Origin of the sequence: Nostoc sp. (assembly GCF_036917275.1) — a bacterium.
In the GTDB taxonomy this organism is placed as follows: Bacteria; Cyanobacteriota; Cyanobacteriia; order Cyanobacteriales; family Nostocaceae; genus Nostoc.
The window spans coordinates 40,862-61,301 of sequence record NZ_JBALDF010000006.1; the positions used below are offsets into that span (position 1 = coordinate 40,862).

17 protein-coding genes and 1 pseudogene are annotated in these 20,440 nt (G+C 40.8%); 13 read left to right on the forward strand and 5 right to left on the reverse strand.

From position 1 onward, the window contains the following. The first annotated feature begins 158 nt into the window (after nucleotides 1–158). From V7K35_RS01810 to V7K35_RS01830, 5 genes are all read left to right on the forward strand, one after another. Nucleotides 159–293 carry a hypothetical protein gene (locus V7K35_RS01810; protein WP_335075880.1) on the forward strand — a complete coding sequence of 45 codons (135 nt, stop codon included), beginning with the start codon at nucleotides 159–161 and terminating at the stop codon, nucleotides 291–293. Beyond that, on the forward strand, nucleotides 268–3,390 hold the full coding sequence (locus V7K35_RS01815) for a tetratricopeptide repeat protein (RefSeq protein WP_335075882.1): 3,123 nt from the start codon (nucleotides 268–270) through the stop codon (nucleotides 3,388–3,390). The genes V7K35_RS01810 and V7K35_RS01815 overlap by 26 nt, the downstream gene beginning before the upstream one ends. A gap of 100 nt (nucleotides 3,391–3,490) precedes the next feature. Continuing rightward, nucleotides 3,491–3,811: a DUF433 domain-containing protein gene (locus V7K35_RS01820; protein WP_335075884.1), complete on the forward strand. Its 321-nt coding sequence runs from the start codon at nucleotides 3,491–3,493 to the stop codon at nucleotides 3,809–3,811. A gap of 56 nt (nucleotides 3,812–3,867) precedes the next feature. Further along, nucleotides 3,868–4,155, forward strand: a complete 288-nt coding sequence (locus V7K35_RS01825; protein WP_335076189.1) for a DUF5615 family PIN-like protein — start codon at nucleotides 3,868–3,870, stop codon at nucleotides 4,153–4,155. A 19-nt stretch (nucleotides 4,156–4,174) separates the two neighbouring features. Then, nucleotides 4,175–4,549 (forward strand): DUF4288 domain-containing protein, encoded by a 375-nt coding sequence (locus V7K35_RS01830; RefSeq protein WP_335075886.1) that lies wholly within the window; start codon nucleotides 4,175–4,177, stop codon nucleotides 4,547–4,549. A gap of 19 nt (nucleotides 4,550–4,568) precedes the next feature. Here the strand turns inward: V7K35_RS01830 and V7K35_RS01835 are convergent, their stop codons facing one another. Then, on the reverse strand, nucleotides 4,569–4,718 hold the full coding sequence (locus tag V7K35_RS01835) for a hypothetical protein (RefSeq protein WP_335075888.1): 150 nt from the start codon (nucleotides 4,716–4,718) through the stop codon (nucleotides 4,569–4,571). Between the two features lie 66 nt (nucleotides 4,719–4,784). Between V7K35_RS01835 and bchM the strand changes: the two genes are divergently transcribed. The 8 genes from bchM to V7K35_RS01875 all read left to right on the forward strand — a co-directional run bounded on the left by bchM (nucleotide 4,785) and on the right by V7K35_RS01875 (nucleotide 12,947). Next, nucleotides 4,785–5,471 carry a magnesium protoporphyrin IX methyltransferase gene (gene bchM, locus V7K35_RS01840; protein ID WP_335075890.1) on the forward strand — a complete coding sequence of 229 codons (687 nt, stop codon included), beginning with the start codon at nucleotides 4,785–4,787 and terminating at the stop codon, nucleotides 5,469–5,471. Between the two features lie 455 nt (nucleotides 5,472–5,926). Continuing rightward, the gene (locus V7K35_RS01845) at nucleotides 5,927–6,406 is read left to right on the forward strand and encodes a hypothetical protein (RefSeq protein ID WP_335075892.1); all 480 of its coding nucleotides are present in this window, start codon (nucleotides 5,927–5,929) and stop codon (nucleotides 6,404–6,406) included. A gap of 50 nt (nucleotides 6,407–6,456) precedes the next feature. Next, nucleotides 6,457–6,837: a DUF423 domain-containing protein gene (locus V7K35_RS01850; protein WP_335075894.1), complete on the forward strand. Its 381-nt coding sequence runs from the start codon at nucleotides 6,457–6,459 to the stop codon at nucleotides 6,835–6,837. 622 nt (nucleotides 6,838–7,459) lie between these two features. Continuing rightward, nucleotides 7,460–8,494, forward strand: a complete 1,035-nt coding sequence (egtD, locus tag V7K35_RS01855) for an L-histidine N(alpha)-methyltransferase (RefSeq protein ID WP_335075896.1) — start codon at nucleotides 7,460–7,462, stop codon at nucleotides 8,492–8,494. Between the two features lie 451 nt (nucleotides 8,495–8,945). Beyond that, entirely contained in the window at nucleotides 8,946–10,460 is a 1,515-nt protein-coding gene (gene glpK / locus V7K35_RS01860; RefSeq protein ID WP_335075898.1) for a glycerol kinase GlpK, read from the forward strand. A gap of 482 nt (nucleotides 10,461–10,942) precedes the next feature. Then, nucleotides 10,943–11,911, forward strand: coding sequence for an N-acetyl-gamma-glutamyl-phosphate reductase (gene argC / locus V7K35_RS01865; RefSeq protein ID WP_335076191.1), 969 nt, complete (start codon nucleotides 10,943–10,945; stop codon nucleotides 11,909–11,911). A 334-nt stretch (nucleotides 11,912–12,245) separates the two neighbouring features. Then, the gene (locus V7K35_RS01870; protein ID WP_335075900.1) at nucleotides 12,246–12,782 is read left to right on the forward strand and encodes an anthrone oxygenase family protein; all 537 of its coding nucleotides are present in this window, start codon (nucleotides 12,246–12,248) and stop codon (nucleotides 12,780–12,782) included. A 15-nt stretch (nucleotides 12,783–12,797) separates the two neighbouring features. Beyond that, nucleotides 12,798–12,947, forward strand: coding sequence for a hypothetical protein (locus V7K35_RS01875; protein WP_335075902.1), 150 nt, complete (start codon nucleotides 12,798–12,800; stop codon nucleotides 12,945–12,947). Nucleotides 12,948–13,147: 200 nt separating this feature from the next. Here V7K35_RS01875 and V7K35_RS01880 read toward each other — a convergent pair whose 3' ends face one another. The 4 genes and pseudogenes from V7K35_RS01880 to secA all read right to left on the reverse strand — a co-directional run bounded on the left by V7K35_RS01880 (nucleotide 13,148) and on the right by secA (nucleotide 20,408). Continuing rightward, nucleotides 13,148–13,627 (reverse strand): class I SAM-dependent methyltransferase, encoded by a 480-nt coding sequence (locus V7K35_RS01880; RefSeq protein WP_335076193.1) that lies wholly within the window; start codon nucleotides 13,625–13,627, stop codon nucleotides 13,148–13,150. Between the two features lie 387 nt (nucleotides 13,628–14,014). Then, on the reverse strand, nucleotides 14,015–16,144 hold the full coding sequence (locus V7K35_RS01885; protein ID WP_335075904.1) for a pentapeptide repeat-containing protein: 2,130 nt from the start codon (nucleotides 16,142–16,144) through the stop codon (nucleotides 14,015–14,017). Nucleotides 16,145–16,337: 193 nt separating this feature from the next. Continuing rightward, nucleotides 16,338–17,374 (reverse strand): annotated as a pseudogene (locus V7K35_RS01890) (IS630 family transposase); the annotation flags it as partial. Between the two features lie 241 nt (nucleotides 17,375–17,615). Next, complete coding sequence (secA, locus tag V7K35_RS01895; RefSeq protein WP_335075906.1) at nucleotides 17,616–20,408, reverse strand: preprotein translocase subunit SecA; 2,793 nt, start codon at nucleotides 20,406–20,408, stop codon at nucleotides 17,616–17,618. Nucleotides 20,409–20,440 lie beyond the last annotated feature (32 nt).

Genomic DNA, 20,440 nt, shown 5'->3' on the forward strand with positions numbered 1-20,440 from the left:
CGAGTTCCGAATACAAACTTGTATCGTTCCCAGTCTCTGACTGGGAATGCCTATCGAAGGCTCCGCCTTCTGACTTGCGGCAGAGCCGCAATGATCAGCATTTCCAGCCAGAGGCTGTAAACGAGGTTTTGACAGAGTTTTAGTTTAAATTGACACCTATGCAGAATACTGCCCACCCTAAAAATTTTGATGTTCCGAGTTCCGAACACCAACTGCCGAGTTCACAACAACAACACGCAGCAAAATTTTTACCTGTGCTGATTAACTATGGCGGAAGAACCAAACCCCAGTAGTCAAAAAATCATCAAGATGGAGGGAACTGCTAAAGATGAGAGCAAACTAACTCAAGTTGGTTCTATTGAAGCAAAGAATTTTAATTTAACCACTCAACAGTTGCAAATTATTGTTCAGCTAGAAAGCATTAATAAACCAGAATCGCCGGGGGTTCTCAAAGCAGGCAACCCTAACAAAAGTTTGGCTTACTGGCAAGGACGGAAAACAGAAATTGCTCAGATACAACAATGGTTAACTGATAAAAATACTTTTTTAATTGGCATAGAAGGCATCGGTGGCACAGGTAAATCGATGCTAGCAGCTAAAATTTATAACGAAATTGAAGGTTTCCCCAAGCGATTTTGGGCTGATGTCAGTAATGGGGCAGGTTTTAGCGATTTAGCCCGCCAAGTCCTCAGTGAATTTGGCTTTCCGGTTCCAGAACAAGAAGCGCAGTTAGTAGAGGCGCTAGTTGGGTGTTTACGTTCTGGGCAATTTTTACTGATCATTGACAACCTGGAGAGTTTATTACAACCTGATAGACAGTGGGGAAGTCTATTTTACGGCGACTTTTTCCAAGCATGGGTGGAACATGGCGGTGATAGTAAGGTAATAGTCACCACCAGGGAAAGACCAGAATTAAAAGGCTTTGAGTGGCTACCCCTGAAAGGTTTGCAAGTAGATGAAGGGGTAGCACTGTTAACTGCATTAGGCATTCAGGGAGATTTAACGCAGTTTGTGGAATTAGTAGATGGGCATCCTCTACTGTTGAGATTGGTAGCAGACTTATTAAAGGAAGAATATTCACAAGACCCTGACTTAAGTAGGTTAGCAGATTTAGGCTTAGAAAATTTGCGGCAATTGTTGACAGATTCCCAAGTGGTAGGTATCCATCGCCGGGAAAATGTGGGGATGGTGTTGGTGTTGGATGCCAGTTTTAATCGGTTGAATGAGTTACAAAAGGCGTTATTGCTGAATATTAGTGTTTATCGTGGTGCGGTTGACAGTGCAGCAGCAGTGGCTATGTTGCCGGGAAGTTCAGCAGCCGAGATTGAGGGAGAATTGAGGAATCTGGTTAAGCGTTCTTTGTTGTCAGAAAAGCTCAATGGTAAGCGACAGTTTGAGTTTCAGCCAGTTGTGTTGGAGTATGTGCGGTATAAGGCTGGTAATCAGACAGAGGCGCATCAACGATCTATCAATTACTATCTTTTGAATGTTAAACAAAAACCTTGGCAGACTAAAGTAGATATTAAGGGATATCTAGAGGTTTTTTATCACTGGTTTCAACTAGAAAAATATGATTTGGCTTTTGATAGCATTATGTTCTGCAATGATTTTTTGACCTTGCGGGGCTATTACACAGATCAAGTTGACTTACACGGGCAATTAATAGAAGCCTGGGAAAAACTTGGCAAGACAGAAAACTGGAATTATTGGGCTGCTCTCACTAATTTAGGTAATGCTTACAACTACCTGGGGCAGTACCAACAGGCGATAGAGTTATTACAGCAGTCTTTAGATATAGCTAGGGAAATAGGCGATCGCAATTCTGAAGGCTTATCCTTAATGAATTTGGGTAATGCTTACAATGATCTGGGGCAGTACCAACAGGCGATAGAGTTATTACAGCAGTCTTTAGATATAGCTAGAGAAATAGGTGATCGCAATTCTGAAGGCAAATCATTAGCTAATTTGGGTAATGTTCACAATGATCTAGGGCAGTACCAACAGGCGATAGAGTTATTACAGCAGTCTTTAGATATAGCTAGAGAAATAGGCGATCGCAATTCTGAAGGCAAATCATTAGCTAATTTGGGTAATGCTTACAATGATCTAGGGCAGTACCAACAGGCGATAGATTTCTTACACCAGTCTTTAGATATAGCTAGAGAAATAGGTGATCGCTATGCAGAAGGCTTATCTTTAATGAATTTGGGTAATGCTTACTTATCTCTGGGGCAGTACCAACAGGCGATAGCTTTCTACCAGCAGTCTTTAGACATTGCTAAGGAAATAGGTGATCGCTATGCAGAAGGCTTATCTTTAATGAATTTGGGTAATGCTTACTTATCTCTGGGGCAGTACCAACAGGCGATAGATTTCTACCAGCAGTCTTTAGACATTGCTAGGGAAATAGGCGATCGCAATTCTGAAGGCAAATCCTTAATGAATTTAGGTATTGCTTACTTATCTTTGGGGCAGTACCAACATGCAATAGAGTTCTTACAGCAGTCTTTGGAGATAGCTAGGGAAATTGGCGATCGCAATTCTGAAGGCAAATCCTTAATGAATTTAGGTATTGCTTACTTATCTTTGGGGCAGTACCAACGGGCGATAGATTTCTACCAGCAGTCTTTAGACATTGCTAGGGAAATAGGCGATCGCAATTCTGAAGGCAAATCCTTAGCTAATTTGGGTAATGCTTACAATTATCAGGGGCAATACCAACATGCAATAGAGTTCTTGCAGCAGTCTTTGGATATCGCTAGGGAAATAGGCGATCGCAATTCTGAAGGCAAATCCTTAGCTAATTTGGGTGTTGCTTACAATTCTCTGGGGCAGTACCAACATGCAATAGAGTTCTTACAGCAGTCTTTAGAAACAGCTAAAGAAATAGGCGATCGGTATGCTGAAGGCTTATCTTTAATGAACTTGGGTGTTGCTTACAATTCTCTGGGGCAGTACCAACATGCAATAGAGTTCTTACAGCAGTCTTTGGATATCGCTAGGGAAATAGGCGAGCGCAATGGCGAAGGTACTTCCTTAAACAATTTAGGCAATGCTTACAACTCCCTGGGACAGTACCAACGGGCGATTGAGTTCTACCAGCAGTCTTTGGAAATCAAAAGGGAGATAGGCGATATTCGAGGGGAAGCGATCGCATGGTTTAATTTAGGTCTGTCATTAGAAAACCTCAACCGAGAATCAGACGCGCTGGGTGCTTATCACAATGCCCGTGAACTATATCAAGCAATGGGACTTGATGCTAATGTGCAAGATTGCAACAATACAATTGAGCGTCTTTCGCAACTAAACATGCCTGTAGTCTCCCGTCGTGGGTTTTGGGTGTGGTTGCGTCGGTTGTGGCGTTGGGTACGCAGTTGGTTTCGGCAGTAAAATAAGGTGTAGGAATAGTGATGAACATAAATTTAAGTTTGGATTAGCTTTCTAATTGGTAAGGAATTAAAACAACTACAAAACCTTTAACGTAAAAATTATGACTCAAACAACAACCACTGAATATAAACATATTCTAGTTAATGAAAGCAATGTTCCTTTAATGAAAGGAACATCGATGAAAGTTGTGGAATTAATTACTTCCATTCATGCTTATGGTTGGAGTCCAGAAGAATTACATTTTCAATATTCACATTTGAGCATGAGCCAGATTTATTCTGCTTTAGCTTATTATTGGGAACATAAAGAAGAAATTGATGCTGATATGCAGCAACGTTTTGAGTATGCGGAAAGATTACGTTTAGAAACAGGAGAATCTCCATTAGCAAAAAGACTCCGTGCAGAAGGATTAATTAAATGAGTGTTGCTCTTTATATTGATGAGAATGTGCATCGAGGAATTACAGATGGATTATGAATTCGGGATGTAGATGTATTAACAGTACAAGAAGATGGGCGGACTAGCTTTCCTGATCCTCTTATACTTGATCGTGCGACAGAACTTGAGCGTGTTTTGTTTTCCCAAGATGACGATTTTCTAGCTGAAGCCAACCATCGTCAAGACAAACAAATAAATTTTGCTGGTGTTATTTATGCTCATAAACTCAGAGTTACTGTTGGCGATTGTGTTCGTGATTTAGAAATTATTGCTAAAACAGCCTATCTTGAAGAATTAAGTAATCGTGTTCAATACTTACCTTTGTAAGACTCGTGGATAACATGAGATGGAAACTGAAAATGTAAATAAAGCAGAATCCTTCTACATTGCTATAATTCTCTATAAATCATCTTCAGATAAACCGGATTATCAACCCTTGTACCAAGAAAGCTTTGTTTTGATTAAAGCTACTTCTTTAGAGGAAGCAAAAGTAAAGGCTTTGAATCATGGTAAAAATGAAAGCGTCAGCTATACAAATGAAAATGGAGAAACTATTACTTGGTCTTTGCAGCAAGTAGTAGACGTGAATTCAGTTTTGGATAATGACTTTGATTCATCTGAGGATATTGTTGATTTATATGCTCGACATTTTCGCAACTATGAGGCTTACCAATCATTTGAGCCATTATTATCTCAAGAGGAATTTGGTGAAGAGTTATAAAACCATGCGATCGCTCTTGTCAATTTCCATGTAATGATACACTCATCACCTGACCCAACAGCGATCGCAATTGACCAATGCGGCGGGAAACTGAAATAGGTGTTCTGATGCTAAAGAAAAAACTTGCTCCAAACCCATAGCCGCAAACTATATCTGGAAAAATCTGCAAGAGCGCTCCTCTGGGTTCCCATCAATGATAATTTTAAGCATTGGGAACCCTTAAAAATCAAAGTTTATGAACGTAGCCGACGATAAAACGATTGTTCGTGAGTATTTCAATTCTACTGGGTTTGACCGTTGGAGGCGAATCTACGGCGATGGCGAAGTCAACAAAATCCAGCTAGACATCCGCAATGGACACCAACAAACCGTGGATACAGTTCTCGGCTGGTTAAAGGCTGATAACAATTTACCAGAGCTATCAATCTGCGATGCTGGGTGTGGTGTCGGTAGTCTTAGCATCCCTCTGGCGGTAGATGGTGCCAAAATCTATGCCACCGATATTTCTGAAAAAATGGTGGAAGAAGGCAAGCATAGAGCAAAGTTTACCTTGCCAAATGCCGAAAATCCCACTTTTGCGGTGCAGGATTTGGAATCGTTGAGTGGTAGTTACCATACTGTTATTTGTTTGGATGTCCTCATCCACTATCCCCAAGAAAAAGCCGATGAGATGATATCTCACCTCTGTTCTTTGGCACAGTCGCGGATTATTCTCAGTTTTGCGCCGAAGACTTGCGCCCTCAGTATACTCAAGAAAATTGGTAGTTTCTTTCCTGGCCCAAGTAAAGCAACTCGTGCATATTTGCATCGTGAGGCTGATGTGGTGAGAATTTTGGAAAGTAATGGCTTTTCATTGCAACGAAAAGCGATGACAAAAACTCGTTTCTATTTTTCTCGCCTACTTGAAGCTACACGTAAATAAAGTTAAAATCGCAGCAAGATGAATCCTATACCTTTGCTGCGATTTGACAATCTCAAAGTTTAACACTGGTAGGTATTGCACTTGATATCAGTTATGCTTTTTATCTTAGCGTAGGCGTAGCCCGCCCTTAGACATCGCTCTAATTGGGAGGATGAATAATTATCATCGCGATCGCACAGTCTTATTTTATGTAATATCGGCAAAAATCATACTATATTTTTGACATTTAATGCTTGCGTAAACCTTCGCTTACTACGACTGTGACAGTTTAAAGTACGGAGTATAGGATAAAAAGTAGGAAAACCGAGCCGTAAACGCCTGGATGCTATCGATAAAACGCTGAATAATACAGAAGAAGCGCTTACAAAACTATTGTCAGGAGTACATTGATATACTAGAACCTTTGCGAAAGTCAGGTTAAAATCGCTAGCAAAGTGTAAATCTGAAGTGAAATTATGAAAACTGCTGAAAAATTGGCTGCTGGTTGGCTATTGACACTCGGATTCATGTTTTTAACGCTATCAGCAACAGCGACATGGGAAAAGTTTGCCGCACGTGAGGTGTACATACCAGTACAAGATGCGGACACTTTTACCGCACCAAATGCTATTTATGAAGATAATAATACTGCTGTAGGTGGTATAATTTTTGGCGTCCCTAGCTTAACATTGGGGGGATGGTTAGCATTGGGATTGTACCGTCAAAGCCGACAGGAGAAAAAGGCGCTTAATCAACAAGTTAGCGATCGCTTGCAATCTATTTTTTATGAGATGCTACAAGAAAATCATGGACGCGTAACTGTTTTAGGCTTTGCAATGCAGTCACAACTACCCCCAGCCAACGCCAGACAATATTTAGATGAAAAAGCTAAAGAATTCAATGCAAACTTTAAGGTGAACGAAGAAGGGGCTATATCATATCATTTTGATGTCTAATTGATATCTAATGGCTCGTTAAATTCCACACCAACTTACGGCTAGGTCTAATGACGCAGATTTTTTTGAGCATAGCTGCCATTTTAGGCGGTTTGTCAGTTGCTGCTGGTGCCTTTGCTTCCCATGCTTTACAAGAAAAAATTAGTGAGCGATCGCTAGAAGTTTTTGAGACTGCCGCTCGTTACCAAATGTATCATGCTCTAGCACTTTTTCTAGTAGCAATACTAATTAGTCGCACCGAATTTCCTCAACCCACTCTCGTAGCTAGTGGATGGCTGTTTATCATTGGTATTGCTATTTTCTCAGGAAGCTTGTACGCCCTTAGCTTAACTGGTATTAAATCTTTAGGAGCGATCACACCACTAGGCGGCACAGCCTTTCTTGCTGGTTGGGGCGCTTTAGCTTTTGCTGCATGGACTTTGAAGTTGTAATAAAAGTTATAAATGGGGAGTTAAAAGTTAAGAGCTTTTAACTCTAACTTTATTTATTGGAGGCTTAATTCCCTCCTCTTTACAATTTGCCAAGATATAAAAATGTTTTTTTATCAAACTATACAGCACTTTGCAAGTAAATGAAGTACACCCTTCTCTTGCTTGTGGCTGCGGTGAATTACCCCTCTTAATCTCCCTGTTTATTGGGGGGAGAAATAAATCTAGTTCCCTCCCCAATATATCGGGGAGGGTTAGGGTGGGGTATTTTTGTACCTCACCAACTCGCAATCTGCTGTATCTTTCTTGTATTGGCTGCCTGACTAGATGTTTTAGCTGTAGGGTACTGAAGAAAGAATATTAGCCTCGTCTAAAGGGTGGTAGCGTTGTTTGGTCTGTTCAACTTCAAAAAAGACTTGCCAGAAGGAATCTTGCGAAATGGCAATGGTTGCAATACTTGGAATATTTTTTTATAAAGAGAATAGCTCAATCACCTGGTATCCCATTTGATTGAGGGCGTTTTGGATAATGAATTTTCCAATAAACGCCACAAAATGCGCTCATAATGCTCTTTGGAAAGTAGACTTTTTACATAGAACCCCACATAACTTTAACACGAGGATCAATGTCAATATCTAAAGCTGTTACCAGCAAGATTACTTCTCCAGACAATATCGAAGAACGCTTGCAGATACAGCGTTTGCTAGGCGCAACTAAAATAGTTGCACCTAGTGCTGGGAGTGATGTAGTGAAGGGATTAACTCAAACACCCAAATCTTTACCTCCCTGTTACTTTTATGATGACCGTGGTTCTGAGCTATTTGAGCAAATCTGTGATTTACCAGAATATTATCTTACACGCACAGAAACAACGATTTTACAACAGTATGCTGGCGAAATTGCCAAGATAACTGGCGCTTGTGAATTGGTAGAACTTGGTAGTGGCAGTTCTAGCAAAACCCGCATTTTACTAGATGCCTACCAGCAGCTAGGCTATCCCCTGCACTACCTACCAATTGATGTATCTACAGGTATTTTGGAAAGTAGCGCCAAGCAGTTATTAAGTGATTATCCTTTACTGCAAGTTTATGCACTAGCGGGAACTTATGAATTAGCCCTTGCACAACTCCTACCGACGCAATTACCCAGCAGGATGATTTGTTTTATTGGTAGCAGTTTAGGTAATCTGACACCTGGTGAGTGTGATGTGTTCTTCTCTCAAATTACAGAAGCCCTACAAGTAGGTGAGTATTTCTTGTTGGGGATAGATTTACGAAAGGCAAAACAGATTTTGGAACCAGCTTATAACGACAACCAAGGAGTGACAGCAGCATTTAACCTGAATATGCTGGAACATTTAAATCAGCGGTTTGAGGGGAATTTTGACACCACGCAGTTTGAACACTGGGCGTTTTACAATGAAAGTGAGTATCAAATAGAAATGCATTTACGCAGTCTGCGATCGCAAATTGTAGAATTACGCGCTCTTAACCTCAAGGTTAATTTTGCACTAGGTGAGACTATCCTCACCGAAATTTCGCGTAAATTTGACTTGGATACTATCAAGCAGCAGTTGACTGCACAGGGTTTATTACCTATTCATGTGTGGACAGATCCAAAGCAATGGTTTGGTTTACTGCTCACTCAGCTGCAAGCATAAAGCAAATCAGGGTATCCCTCACATATATAGTGGTTCTCAGTTGAGTCCAATATAGACCTATTGAAGAAGAATTCTGACTTATGAATTCTTCTTCAAATTGGCATCAGGAACAGAAGAGTTATTAGCTGTTTCAGAGAGGATAGGTTGTTTGCTATTAGTAGAATTGGTAAAATCACTCAATTGGATAGCGAAAGGTGAATTTTAAGATAGGGAATTAATATTATTAATATTTTGACTATTGGGTTTTAGCGGAGTTTGAGAAGTATTTTGCGTAAGTCCTAGGAAAAATGGATAAAGTCGAGCTTGAGAGATTTCCATTAATTACTTATGGGTATCCGGTGAGAAAATGTGACTTAAATGTACAATAAATAATCTATATATGATTTGACGTGAATTGCTACAATTGCGATGCCTATGGCGGGCTACACCTACCCAGGATGTTAAAGCGGCTATGCACATACTTGGCAACACAACTCCATCATTGGGCTACATATTAGCACTGGACTTAGGTACAACAGGCAACCGCGCCTTTGTGTTTAACGCAGACGGCAAGATTGTTGGGCAGGCATACAAAGAACTAACTCAGTATTATCCTCAGCCGGGATGGTTAGAACATGACCCTGAACAAATCTGGCATGATACCTGTTGGGTAATGCAAACCGCAATTGGGAATGCCCAGATTGTTCCATCAGCGATCGCAGCGCTAGGACTGACTGTACAGCGTGAAACCTGTTTGATTTGGGATAAAATTACTGGTAAACCACTCCAAAGAGCGATCGTCTGGCAAGATCGCCGCACTGCTCCCCTTTGTCACCAGTTACAAGAGCAAGGCTATGCTCAAGACATTTACGATCGCACCGGATTAATTATTGATGCCTATTTTTCTGCTACTAAACTCAGGTGGCTATTAGATAAGTTTAGAGATGTTGACTTGAACAATGTCTTAGCAGGCACTATTGATACTTGGCTGCTGTGGAATCTCACAGGTAGAAAAGTCCATGCTACTGACCACAGCAATGCCAGTCGGACAATGTTGATGAATCTCAAAACCTGTGAATGGGATGAGAATTTACTGGATCTGTTTCAAATCCCGGCTCATATTTTGCCTCAGATTCAGCCTAGTTTAGGAATATTTGGAGTTACTGATGCTACTTTGTTGAGCGCTGAAATTCCTATCACTGCCATCTTGGGAGATCAACAAGCTGCTCTATTTGGTCATGGCTGCGATCGCCCCGGCTTAATGAAATGCACTTACGGGACTGGTAGCTTTTTGGTAGCTCACACTGGCTCTGAAATTGTGCGATCGCACCATCAAATCATTTCTACAGTGGCATGGACACAAGCAAATCCAAGGGAGACTTTAGATGTAGGCTATGCTCTTGAAGGCAGTATGTTTACTAGTGGAGCTTGTATTCAATGGTTACGCGATCGCCTGAAGCTAATTAAAACTGCTGCTGAAACTGAAGCGATGGCAAATCAGGTAAAAGATAATGGCGGAGTCTACTTTGTGCCTGCATTTAGTGGACTGGGCGCACCCTATTGGGATATGAGCGCTAGGGGAGCCTTTTTCGGCATTACCGCCAGTGTACAACCAGAGCATCTAGTCCGCGCTGTCTTGGAAGCGATCGCTTACCAAGTTCTGGAGGTAGTGCAGGCAATAAATGCATCTAGCAGTACTCCAGTTGGGCGATTAAGCGTAGATGGTGGTGCTTGCGAAAATAATTTCCTGATGCAGTTCCAGGCTGATGTATTAGGTATTCCAGTTGAACGTCCGATAATGCGCGATACAACTGTTCAAGGTGCAGCATTTGCAGCAGGTTTAGCTGTAGGATTTTGGAAGAGCTATGAAGCACTGGTGCAGCAACGGCAGATTGAGTGCGTGTTTGAGCCGGGAAGCAATGGCCCATTGTCCAATTTTGCTACTTGGCAAAAGGCAGTGAAACGCACTCTGGCTTGGGTGGAGTAGTTAAGGGATCAAAAACTTAATTAAAAATTGCTCAATTATTATTAAATAATAGGATTAGCGACCTTTTGATAACAGTGCAATAAAAAATTGATATTATATTCGGTAAATTACTGTTAATTCTTGCAAGACCTCTCCCCCAACCCCTCCCCTAGTAGGCGACGGTGTACACACAAGCCCTAAAATCCTTGCTTGGTAAGATACAAGCCGGATATTGGCAAGGTTTTGAGTTGAGCAAACTAATTATCAATAGTGTCAGCTTATTGATATATTTTTAACAGAAAATCAAGGATTTTAAAAATAATTTTCCGTTCTTTTCTGTCTATTTAATTACCAACTCGACTTGTATGTACACGGTAGCCTTAGTAAGGGAGGGAAGCTTTGGCGTAAACCGTAAGCGGGGAGAGCTTAATTTATCAGACTTGATATGATAACTCGATTAATCGGTCAAAATACCACTTATATATAAAGATGCTGGACGCATGATTACTAAACCTAAAATTTTTATTGATGGGGAATCAGGAACCACAGGCTTACAAATTTACTCACGCCTCAATCAACGGGATGATATCGAGTTAGTTAGCATTGAGGCATCTAAACGTAAGGATGCAACTGAGCGAACCAAACTAATCAATGCCGTCGATGTTGTTATTCTCTGCCTACCGGATGATGCAGCCCGCGAAGCTGTTAGCTTGGTCAGTAGTAATACGGTTAAGATCCTAGATGCTAGTAGTGCCCATCGTACAGCTAAAGGCTGGGTATATGGCTTCCCTGAACTAAATCCAGGACAGCGAGAGAAAATCGCCAGCGCCCAGTTTATTAGCAATCCAGGCTGTTATCCTACAGGATTTTTAGCCTGTATCCGTCCGTTGATTGCTAAGGGACTTTTGAAGAATAGCTTTCCCATCACCGTTAACGCAGTATCAGGTTACTCTGGTGGCGGAAAGAGTCTAATCAAACAATACCATACCTTCCATGAACAGCAAGCCGAGGCAGAGTCACTCTACCCTTATGGCATCTATGGTTTGCAATTTGGGCATAAGCACGTTAAGGAAATGCATCATTACTCAGGGTTAGCATTGCCGCCGTTGTTCGTACCGGCAGTAGGGGATTTTGAGCAAGGAATGCTGGTGCAGGTACCTTTGCCACTGGGGACTTTGGATAATCCACCATCAGGTGAAGTTATTCATCAAGCAATTGCTAACTACTACCAAAGTGAAAAATTTGTGCAGGTTGCTCCATTCCAAGATTCTACTCTGCTGCGAAACGGAATATTCCTGGATGCCTACGCAATCAACGGCACCAATATTGTTCAGGTTTTTGTATTCGCCAATGACGCTAGCAAAGAAGTGTTGCTAGTTGCTCGTCTCGACAATTTGGGCAAAGGCGCATCGGGAGCCGCAATCCAAAACTTAAACATCATGCTCGGCTTTCCAGAAGAGTTAGGATTGTAGTCAAAAGCTCAGATTCCCGACTTGTTGGAAGATACTAGTTTGGAAATAAGGACTGAGGAAGCAAGCGAACAATTCTAATTTGCCTCATCTACCTAATGCTTAATGGCTTGTGCGACACAGCAATAACTTTTATGAGTGCATAAATTACTGATTTGAATACCCAGTGAGTCCATCGGCAAGATACTAATTATCTTTCTCAATCGTGTTTTGATTTCAGATTAAATATGCTTTGATTTCTCTGAGTTCATTATTCTAATCGGTCAAATATGGGTTGCTTGTAGCTTCTGAATCGTCGTTGTGGAAGACAATAACTAACTAGTAGGAAGGTAAGGCGATGCTGCAACATCTGATAACTCAACAACATTATTTTGCATTGAAGCTTTTCTCGGCACTGGGCTGCGGGCTGATAGCTGGAGTCTTCTTTGCCTTCTCGACCTTCGTAATGAACGCCCTTGCTCGGCTGAAGCCGACGCAGGGTATTGCTGCCATGCAATCCATCAATATCACGGTGATCAATCCCTTGTTTATGGCAGCGTTTTTGGGAACGGCTGCGGCTTGTATCTTTCTTTTAATCTCCTCGCTATTAAGGTGGCATCAACCCGGTGCCGCCTACTTGCTCCTCGGCAGCTTGCTTTACCTTGTTGGTACATTAGGCGTGACAATCGTGTTTAATGTGCCGCTTAACGAAGCCCTGGCGAAAGTCGAGTCGGACAGCACTGACGCTGCGAGTCTATGGTCTAACTACCTTGCAAACTGGACAATCTGGAATCACATTCGGGCGGTAGCGGCGCTAGCAGCAGCAACATCACTCACCATCGCGCTTTGTTTGGGTTCAAGAATTGTAGGGGGACTCGATAATACGGTTAGTTAAAGAAAGTAAAACTTGATGCGGCTGATTTCTAAAGTTGAATGGTGCGATCGCTCATCTCACCTTACCCTGATCAATAGGCATATTTTTGAGACAAATTATACGGTTTGTTTAGTGGCGATCACTATCGACTTAGGTGGAAATTATTTTATACAAGACCAGAAGTAGCAGTCAGGGGTGCGATCACTCTTATACAAGAAGGTGATAGCATAACAATTGATGCCCTCTTCTAATTAGTTGTGCCTACTTATACCAATTATCCGTGAGCTTGCACTTAATGATTACTCCTTCTGTCTTGGCGTACTTGGCGTACTTGGCGATTCGTTTAATAATTAAGTGCATCTTCATAGAGAATTGGTATTACTTAGTTAAATAGTCGGTCGATAACCACCAAAAACAGCAAAGCTAAAATTTTTGTACCAGCAATCTACATTTTGAAACCCAGCCGCTTCTAGCCAGTGAAGTTGAATATCAAGAGTTGCCATGCGATCGTATTCCATGCGTTTTTGTGCAGCTTTTAGATCCTCCTCTGAGATATTCTTAGCGCAGACAGAATCTAGCCAGTGTTGACGGTAAAGTTTTTCTAAATCAGGGGTTTTGCCGAGAACTTGATCGGCGTTGACAAATATCCCTCCAGGATTGAGAACATTATAAATCCGTTGATAAAGAAGTTCTTTGTCAAAATTTGACAGATGATGAATTGATAAAGCAGAGATTATAAGGTCATAGGAACCACCTAAATCAGTCTCAATGTAATCACCAACTAAAATTTTGGGAGATTTACCCATTTGGCTAAATCTAAACTTAGCTTTCTCTTGCAGGGCTGAAGAACTAACCAGACGCGCTATCTATGCCCTTGAAATGCACAATAATAATTGCACCGAGAAAAGCCAAAAATGGATGATTACCCAGACTGCTATTCAATCGTTTACAGGTAGCAAACCAACTACCATTAAGGCGATTTTAGAGCGATATCAAACCAGACTTGATGACTACAACAGCAAGCATGAGCTAAACCCTTAGGACAACCGCAAGCCAGGGCGGAAGATAAATGATGAGATGGACAACCGCAAGCCAGGGCGGAAGATAAATGATGAGATTGACTTAGCCGCAATCGTGCCAGATGGAACTAGCCTTGTGTAGTAGATGTTTTAGCCGATTGTGGGTGAATGTCGGTTAACTCATATTAAACGACATTAAAGTCAAACAATCTTACAATAAAGATTAGGACTGTACTACAACCCTAGTATGTGAGAACTAGCCGCAGCACCTAACCAAGTTGCAATTTTAACAATAATTGGCTTGGCTGTTGTCCAGATTTTCTGTCCCGCATCTACACTCTTGCTTGTTTTTTCAAGAGTATCCACAACGTTTCCCAAACGTTTTAATGCTAGGTTTTTATTTGGCTCCTCTTTATCGGTTGCTTTAGAAGCCGAACTCAAATCTTCAACTACTTCTTCTTTAGTTTCTGCTGGTATTTCTGCTCCTTTAACTAGAGCTTCAAGTTCTGCGAATAACTTGACAACATCCTCTTTAGTTAGTGGTGTTTCAGCATCTACACCCACTTGATTTTGTTGAGTTACTTGATTATTATCACCAAGTACACCTTGGTTATTATCGCCTTGATTTGTGGAGTTGTGGTCACCCGGGGCGTTGTTAAAGTTGCCACCTACAGAACCACCTACAGATGATCCACTCATATCGTTAGTCATGACTGTTTTTCCATTAATTGTAACTATATTCTGGATGATAAGACTTTCAGGATAAGCAAGTTGCCGAATAATTTTTAGCATACTTGTATTCTCTTGAAAATCAATATCAGTTTTACTTAAAGTATCTTTATATTTTGTCTTTAAGTATTCTATATCTTGATCATATGCTTGTATTAATTTATCTTTAAATTCTACTTCATCTACATTATCTGGAACATTTAATCGGATAACAAAATCACCGTTTAATTCTCTTTTAAAACCTTGTATTAATTTTTCTGAATTATCAGAAGAAATTTTTAATTCTTTCAAACATTTTTCAAATGCCTGTAAAAATGCTTGCCAATCGATACCATCTTTTTTAAAAATAATCTTAATTTCAGATGGTTTCTGTAATAGTTTAATAGCCTCTAGTGAAGTTAATTTTCCGATGATTGGGTAACGCTGTTTTGGATTTGATTGTGGGTAAAAAAAATCACAAATCAATCCATCTAACTTTGCTGTAGCTGGAATACTTCTCATTTCAATTGTAGTTCCAGTAATGTTCGCATCCCTTAAATCTACATTATCTAGTCGTGTTTGACTAAGAGTAGAATCTTGTAATTCAGCTTTTGTTAATTGAGAATTACTCAAATCTGCTTCAGATAAATCAATTTTCTCTAGGTTTGCACCAAAAAGATTTAATCCTTGTAAATTCATGTCTCGATAATCTTTTACTTTTCCAGTTCTTTTTTTGATAACTAAATCTCTAATCTTGGGATTATCTAAATAATTTCCTTGGATTCTTGAGCAATCAATCCTTTTGACTCCCTCCCAACTTGTTCGATTTACCGTACAGTTAATAAAACTACTACCTTTAATGTTTACATTAGCAAAACTAGCATCATCTAAAGTTGAACCATGAAATTTAGTACCTTTAGCAGAAATCAGATATACAAATAAATTCCAAATCCAAACATACTTTTTTTCCTTTTTTAAAATTGCTTGATTACTTATTATAATTCCTAAAATTGAGCCAATGAATGCTCCAGCAGCACGTCTAGTTATATCGTATCTTGATTCACCAAAGTATGCTAATAAAAGTAAATTTACAAGAATTACAAATACAGACATAGAAATAACAACATAGTATCCGTTCACATCTTTATCGTTCGATTCATCCATATTTATTATAAATGGAATTAAAATTCCAACGATAATAATAATAATAATTCCTACAAATATCAAAGCACTTTGGTCAATTGACGATCCTTGTTCAATTATGTCCTCCTTTTTCATTAATCCGATATTCATGAGATATTTTGGCAATTTTTTCAAAAAATAAGCATGAAGCCAAGTAATATAAATAATAGATATTAAACTAGTAAAAATATTTTTAATAACGCCATGAATGCGTGAAAAATAATATAAATTACAGTTAACAATAATACTTGCACTAAATCCAGACAATGACATTATAAATAAAGATATTATCAGAATAGGAATAGTCCACCATGTTTCGACCCCACACGTAGCTCCATTTAATATTGCGCCAGTCAAATCTGCTTCAGTAAAATCAAGTCCACGGATATCTTCTTTAGAAAGGTTAATGCCTTTAAGGTTCTCGTCCTTGAGTGAAAGTCCGCGCAGGTTTTTACTAGAAATATTGGCTTGCATAACTTTTGGTATAACTTTATAAATTGAACTGAGCTTGATACTCAGATACACTAGAATTATGAGATATTCCGCGTGTTTGTACGTAATTTTCTAGATAAAGTTTTGTAACTTCTCAATAACCGCTGCAAAAATGAGCAAATTTTGCAGGATAAATAGTTAAATCTGCCCTTGTTAATAATCAATATTTATAGGATTAGTATTTGATTTCTGAAAAAACTCCGTACATCTGGAGAGATAGAAAATCAAAGGTAGTGTTTCGGATAAACCACTCAAACATCCACTTTAAGTGAGAGAATGTTGGAATTAAAGCGCAAAAACGTCTAACCCAGGTTTTCGCTTGCAACCAAATATCTTCTATCGGATTTTGTGATGGGCAATTAGGAGCAAAGCGCACACAGTGAATTTTCCATTGCTCTTGAGATAAACCTTGATTTATTTCGCCTAAAAAGTTTTGAATCAGATGTGAACGATGGTAAGAAGCACCATCCCAAAAAAGAAGTAATCGTTGGTTGGGAGACTGGTCTAATAAATAACGTAAATAATCAATTGTATTGTCTGAATTACCAGCATTGTAAGCTTTAAGAAGTAATTTGCCAGTGAGATAGTCAACCGCACCGTAGTATGTCTGTTTATCTCGTTCGTTAACTACTTCAACTGCTATTTCCTGGTCAGTTTTTCCCCAAACATAACCAATTAAGTCTCCCCATAGCAGATGACACTCATCTATTAGTAATACTCTCAGCCTTCCTGCTTCTATTTCTTCTCTGTTGCTTGCCAACAATGTTTCAATCTGTTTTTTTTTACCGCAACAGCCTCCTTGTCAGCCTTTGGATTCAAAGATGTAGTTTTCTTCCAACTAATTCCTGCCGCGTCAAATAAGTCGTAATAGCTTCGTTTCGATTCGTAGATTACTTCATATTCAAATGCCAATTTGTACTCCAGTTCACCAAGCTCGCAGGTATCTTTCGTTTGCAACCAACTTAATACTTCTTGGAACTGTTCATCGCTCAAGTAACCTTTTCTTCCTTTATGATTTAATCGCAGTCCCGAAATTCCATATTCCTTGTAGGACTGCTTCCAGCTTGTTATCGAACCAAGGGACACATCTAAAATCGTTTGAATTTCCTCATACTTATAGCCTTGATAAACCAGCTTCACTGCCAAAGCTTTCCTCACCTCACGGGCATCTGGACGATTATCTATAAATTCTTGTAGTTCTGCGATCGCAGCTTGCTGATACTGCTTTGTCATTGTTCTTTGTTTGACAGATATATTCCTCCGTATTATCTCGTAGTCTTTTTCAGAAATCAAATATGATTCCTATATATGTACCAACTATTGATTATTAACAAATTTTTATATCTGATTTTTTCAGTAGTTTCGCACCGGGAACTAGTCTAAACTCCAGTTAAAACACAAAGACGCAAAAACGCCTCTGCGCCTTTGCGTCTCTGCATAAGATATTCCCTATCTACACCATCTCTGATTCTGCCTGCATCATCTGCTGAGGCTGCGGTTGGAACATGAACAATGAATAAACCACATCTCGGCGAATGTTAACCATCATATCCAAGAAGAGTTCGTAACCCTCGCTCTTATACTCAATCAGCGGGTCTTTTTGACCATAACCACGTAATCCTACTGATTCGCGTAAGGCATCCATTTGTTGCAGGTGTTCCCGCCACAGAGTATCAATACGTTGCAAGATAAAAAAGCGTTCAGCTTGGCGCATCAGTCCGGGTTGAACTTGGTCAATCTGTGCTTCTTTGAGATCGTAAGCAATTCGCACCTGTTCATGGAGGAAGGCTTTAATCTCACTGACTGACATATCCTCTAATTGACTTGGCTGCAAATCCGCTAACAGATAAACGAATTCTTTGACTTTCTCAACCAACTTTTCTAACTCCCACTCTTCGGAGGGTAAGTCTACGTTGATATAGTAGTCAACGATGTCATCCATCGTTTTTTCAGCGTACTTGATTACCTGTTCTTTCAAGTCTTGACCTTCTAACACCCGGCGACGTTCAGCATAAATAGCACGACGTTGATTATTCATCACCTCGTCATACTCAAATACCTGCTTACGGATGTCGTAGTAGTAGGTTTCAACTTTTTTCTGTGCGCCTTCTAAACTGCGGGTTAGCATCCCAGATTCGATGGGCATATCTTCTTCCACTTGGAAGGCATTCATTAACCCAGCAACGCGATCGCCACCAAAAATCCGCAGTAGGTTATCCTCTAAACTGAGGAAGAATCTCGTGGTTCCTGGGTCACCTTGTCTTCCTGCACGTCCGCGCAACTGGTTATCAATCCGCCGCGATTCATGGCGTTCTGTACCAATTACGTGTAAACCGCCGATTTCCACGACTTCATTGTGTTCGCGGGTAGTAAATTGTTCGTATTCCTGCTTAACGCGGTTATATGCTTCCCGCAATTTCTGAATCACAGGGTCATCGATGGGAGCTTTTTCTGCTGCTATAGCTACCTTGTCTTCTGCTTCTAGTTCCGGTAAACTGCGATCGCCATACTCACGCACCGCAATTTCTACTGCTTCTTTGAGCAGTTTTTCTGTTTCTTTTGTCAATTGGGTCGGGAAAATTTCTGGTGAAGCCCGCCAAGTTTTGACTTTTTTGCCAGGGACAAAGCCTTGACCACCACCATGGCCTGTAGGCAATCCGGCTGGCCTTTGAACGCCAAAGGTGTCTTCATCTTCTGGCATGACGATCCGGGGCATGAAGTATTCCCGCAGCTTCAAACGTGCCATATATTCGGAGTTTCCACCCAGGATGATGTCTGTACCTCTACCAGCCATGTTAGTAGCAATGGTAACAGCACCTTTGCGTCCGGCTTGGGCGACGATTTCTGCCTCACGCTCGACGTTTTCCGGTCGGGCGTTGAGTAATTCGTGGGGAATCTCCAGCTGCTTCAGCAGTCGGCTGAGAAGTTCGGATTTTTCTACACTAGTGGTTCCCACTAATACAGGTCTGCCGAGTTCGTGCATTTCGGCACATTCTTTAGCGATCGCACCCCACTTGCCTGGTTCTGTCTTAAAGACCATATCAGACAAGTCTTCGCGTCTTCTGGCTTGATTGGTGGGAATTACCGCGACTTCCAGTTTGTAAATTTTTTCAAATTCTGGTTCTTCCGTTTTTGCTGTTCCGGTCATTCCACCAAGTTTTGGATACAGCAAAAACATATTTTGATAAGTAATTGTCGCTAGAGTTTGAGTTTCTGGCTGAATTTCTTCGTGTTCTTTAGCTTCAATAGCCTGGTGTAATCCATCACTCCAACGCCGTCCGGGTAGCACCCGACCGGTAAATTCATCGACAATTACCACTTCCCCATTGCGGACGATGTAATTTACGTCCTTGAGAAAAAGTTCTTTGGCTTTAATCGCATTGAAAACGAAGTGCGCCCAAGGATCTTCAGGGTCAAATAAATCTGTGACTCCCAAAAGATTTTCGGCTTCAGCAAAGCCTTCATCTGTCAATAGCACGTTACGAGCTTTTTCATCCACATCGTAATGCTCGTCTTTTTTGAGTGTAAAGGCTATTTCAGCGGCTTGCAGATATTTTTCTGTCGGTCTTTCCACCTGCCCAGAAATAATCAGTGGTGTCCGCGCCTCATCAACTAAAATCGAGTCTACCTCGTCAATCACGCAATAATTGAACGGGCGTTGCACCACATCTGCCATTGATGTCGCCATGTTATCCCGCAAGTAGTCAAACCCGATCTCACTGTTGGTGACATAGGTAATATCGCAATCGTAATTTTTCTGGCGTTCGCTGGGAGTCATGCTTGCCTGAATTAACCCCACACTCAGCCCCAAAAATCGATGCACCTGTCCCATCCATTCCGCATCCCGACGAGCCAGGTAATCGTTCACGGTGATCACGTGTACACCTTTACCAGTGAGGGCATTCAAATAACTCGGCAAGGTGGCTACCAATGTTTTACCCTCGCCGGTTTTCATTTCGGCAATTTGCCCTATGTGCAAAATGATCCCGCCAAGGAGTTGGACATCAAAGTGCCGCAAGCCTAAGACTCGCCGTCCTGCTTCCCGGACAACGGCGTAAGCTTCTGGCAAGATGTCATCTAGAGGTTCACCTTTGGCAAGCCGTTGTTTAAATTCGGCGGTTTTACCTTTTAACTCCTCATCGGAAAGAACCTTAATTTCTTCCTCTAAAAGGTTAATTTCAGTAACAGAAGGTTGGTATTTTTTAAGCTTACGAGCGTTGGGGTCGCCCAACAAAAGTTTTAACATGGCAGGTTATAGAACTGAATCAAGGGGGATGG

Coding starts and splice junctions, on each gene's coding strand:
- V7K35_RS01810 (WP_335075880.1), top strand. CDS start 159: ATGCAGAATACTGCCCACCCTAAAAATTTTGATGTTCCGAGTTCCGAA.
- V7K35_RS01815 (WP_335075882.1), top strand. CDS start 268: ATGGCGGAAGAACCAAACCCCAGTAGTCAAAAAATCATCAAGATGGAG.
- V7K35_RS01820 (WP_335075884.1), top strand. CDS start 3,491: ATGACTCAAACAACAACCACTGAATATAAACATATTCTAGTTAATGAA.
- V7K35_RS01830 (WP_335075886.1), top strand. CDS start 4,175: ATGGAAACTGAAAATGTAAATAAAGCAGAATCCTTCTACATTGCTATA.
- bchM (WP_335075890.1), top strand. CDS start 4,785: ATGAACGTAGCCGACGATAAAACGATTGTTCGTGAGTATTTCAATTCT.
- V7K35_RS01845 (WP_335075892.1), top strand. CDS start 5,927: ATGAAAACTGCTGAAAAATTGGCTGCTGGTTGGCTATTGACACTCGGA.
- V7K35_RS01850 (WP_335075894.1), top strand. CDS start 6,457: ATGACGCAGATTTTTTTGAGCATAGCTGCCATTTTAGGCGGTTTGTCA.
- egtD (WP_335075896.1), top strand. CDS start 7,460: ATGTCAATATCTAAAGCTGTTACCAGCAAGATTACTTCTCCAGACAAT.
- glpK (WP_335075898.1), top strand. CDS start 8,946: ATGCACATACTTGGCAACACAACTCCATCATTGGGCTACATATTAGCA.
- V7K35_RS01870 (WP_335075900.1), top strand. CDS start 12,246: ATGCTGCAACATCTGATAACTCAACAACATTATTTTGCATTGAAGCTT.
- V7K35_RS01875 (WP_335075902.1), top strand. CDS start 12,798: ATGCGGCTGATTTCTAAAGTTGAATGGTGCGATCGCTCATCTCACCTT.
- V7K35_RS01885 (WP_335075904.1), bottom strand. CDS start 16,144: ATGCAAGCCAATATTTCTAGTAAAAACCTGCGCGGACTTTCACTCAAG.
- secA (WP_335075906.1), bottom strand. CDS start 20,408: ATGTTAAAACTTTTGTTGGGCGACCCCAACGCTCGTAAGCTTAAAAAA.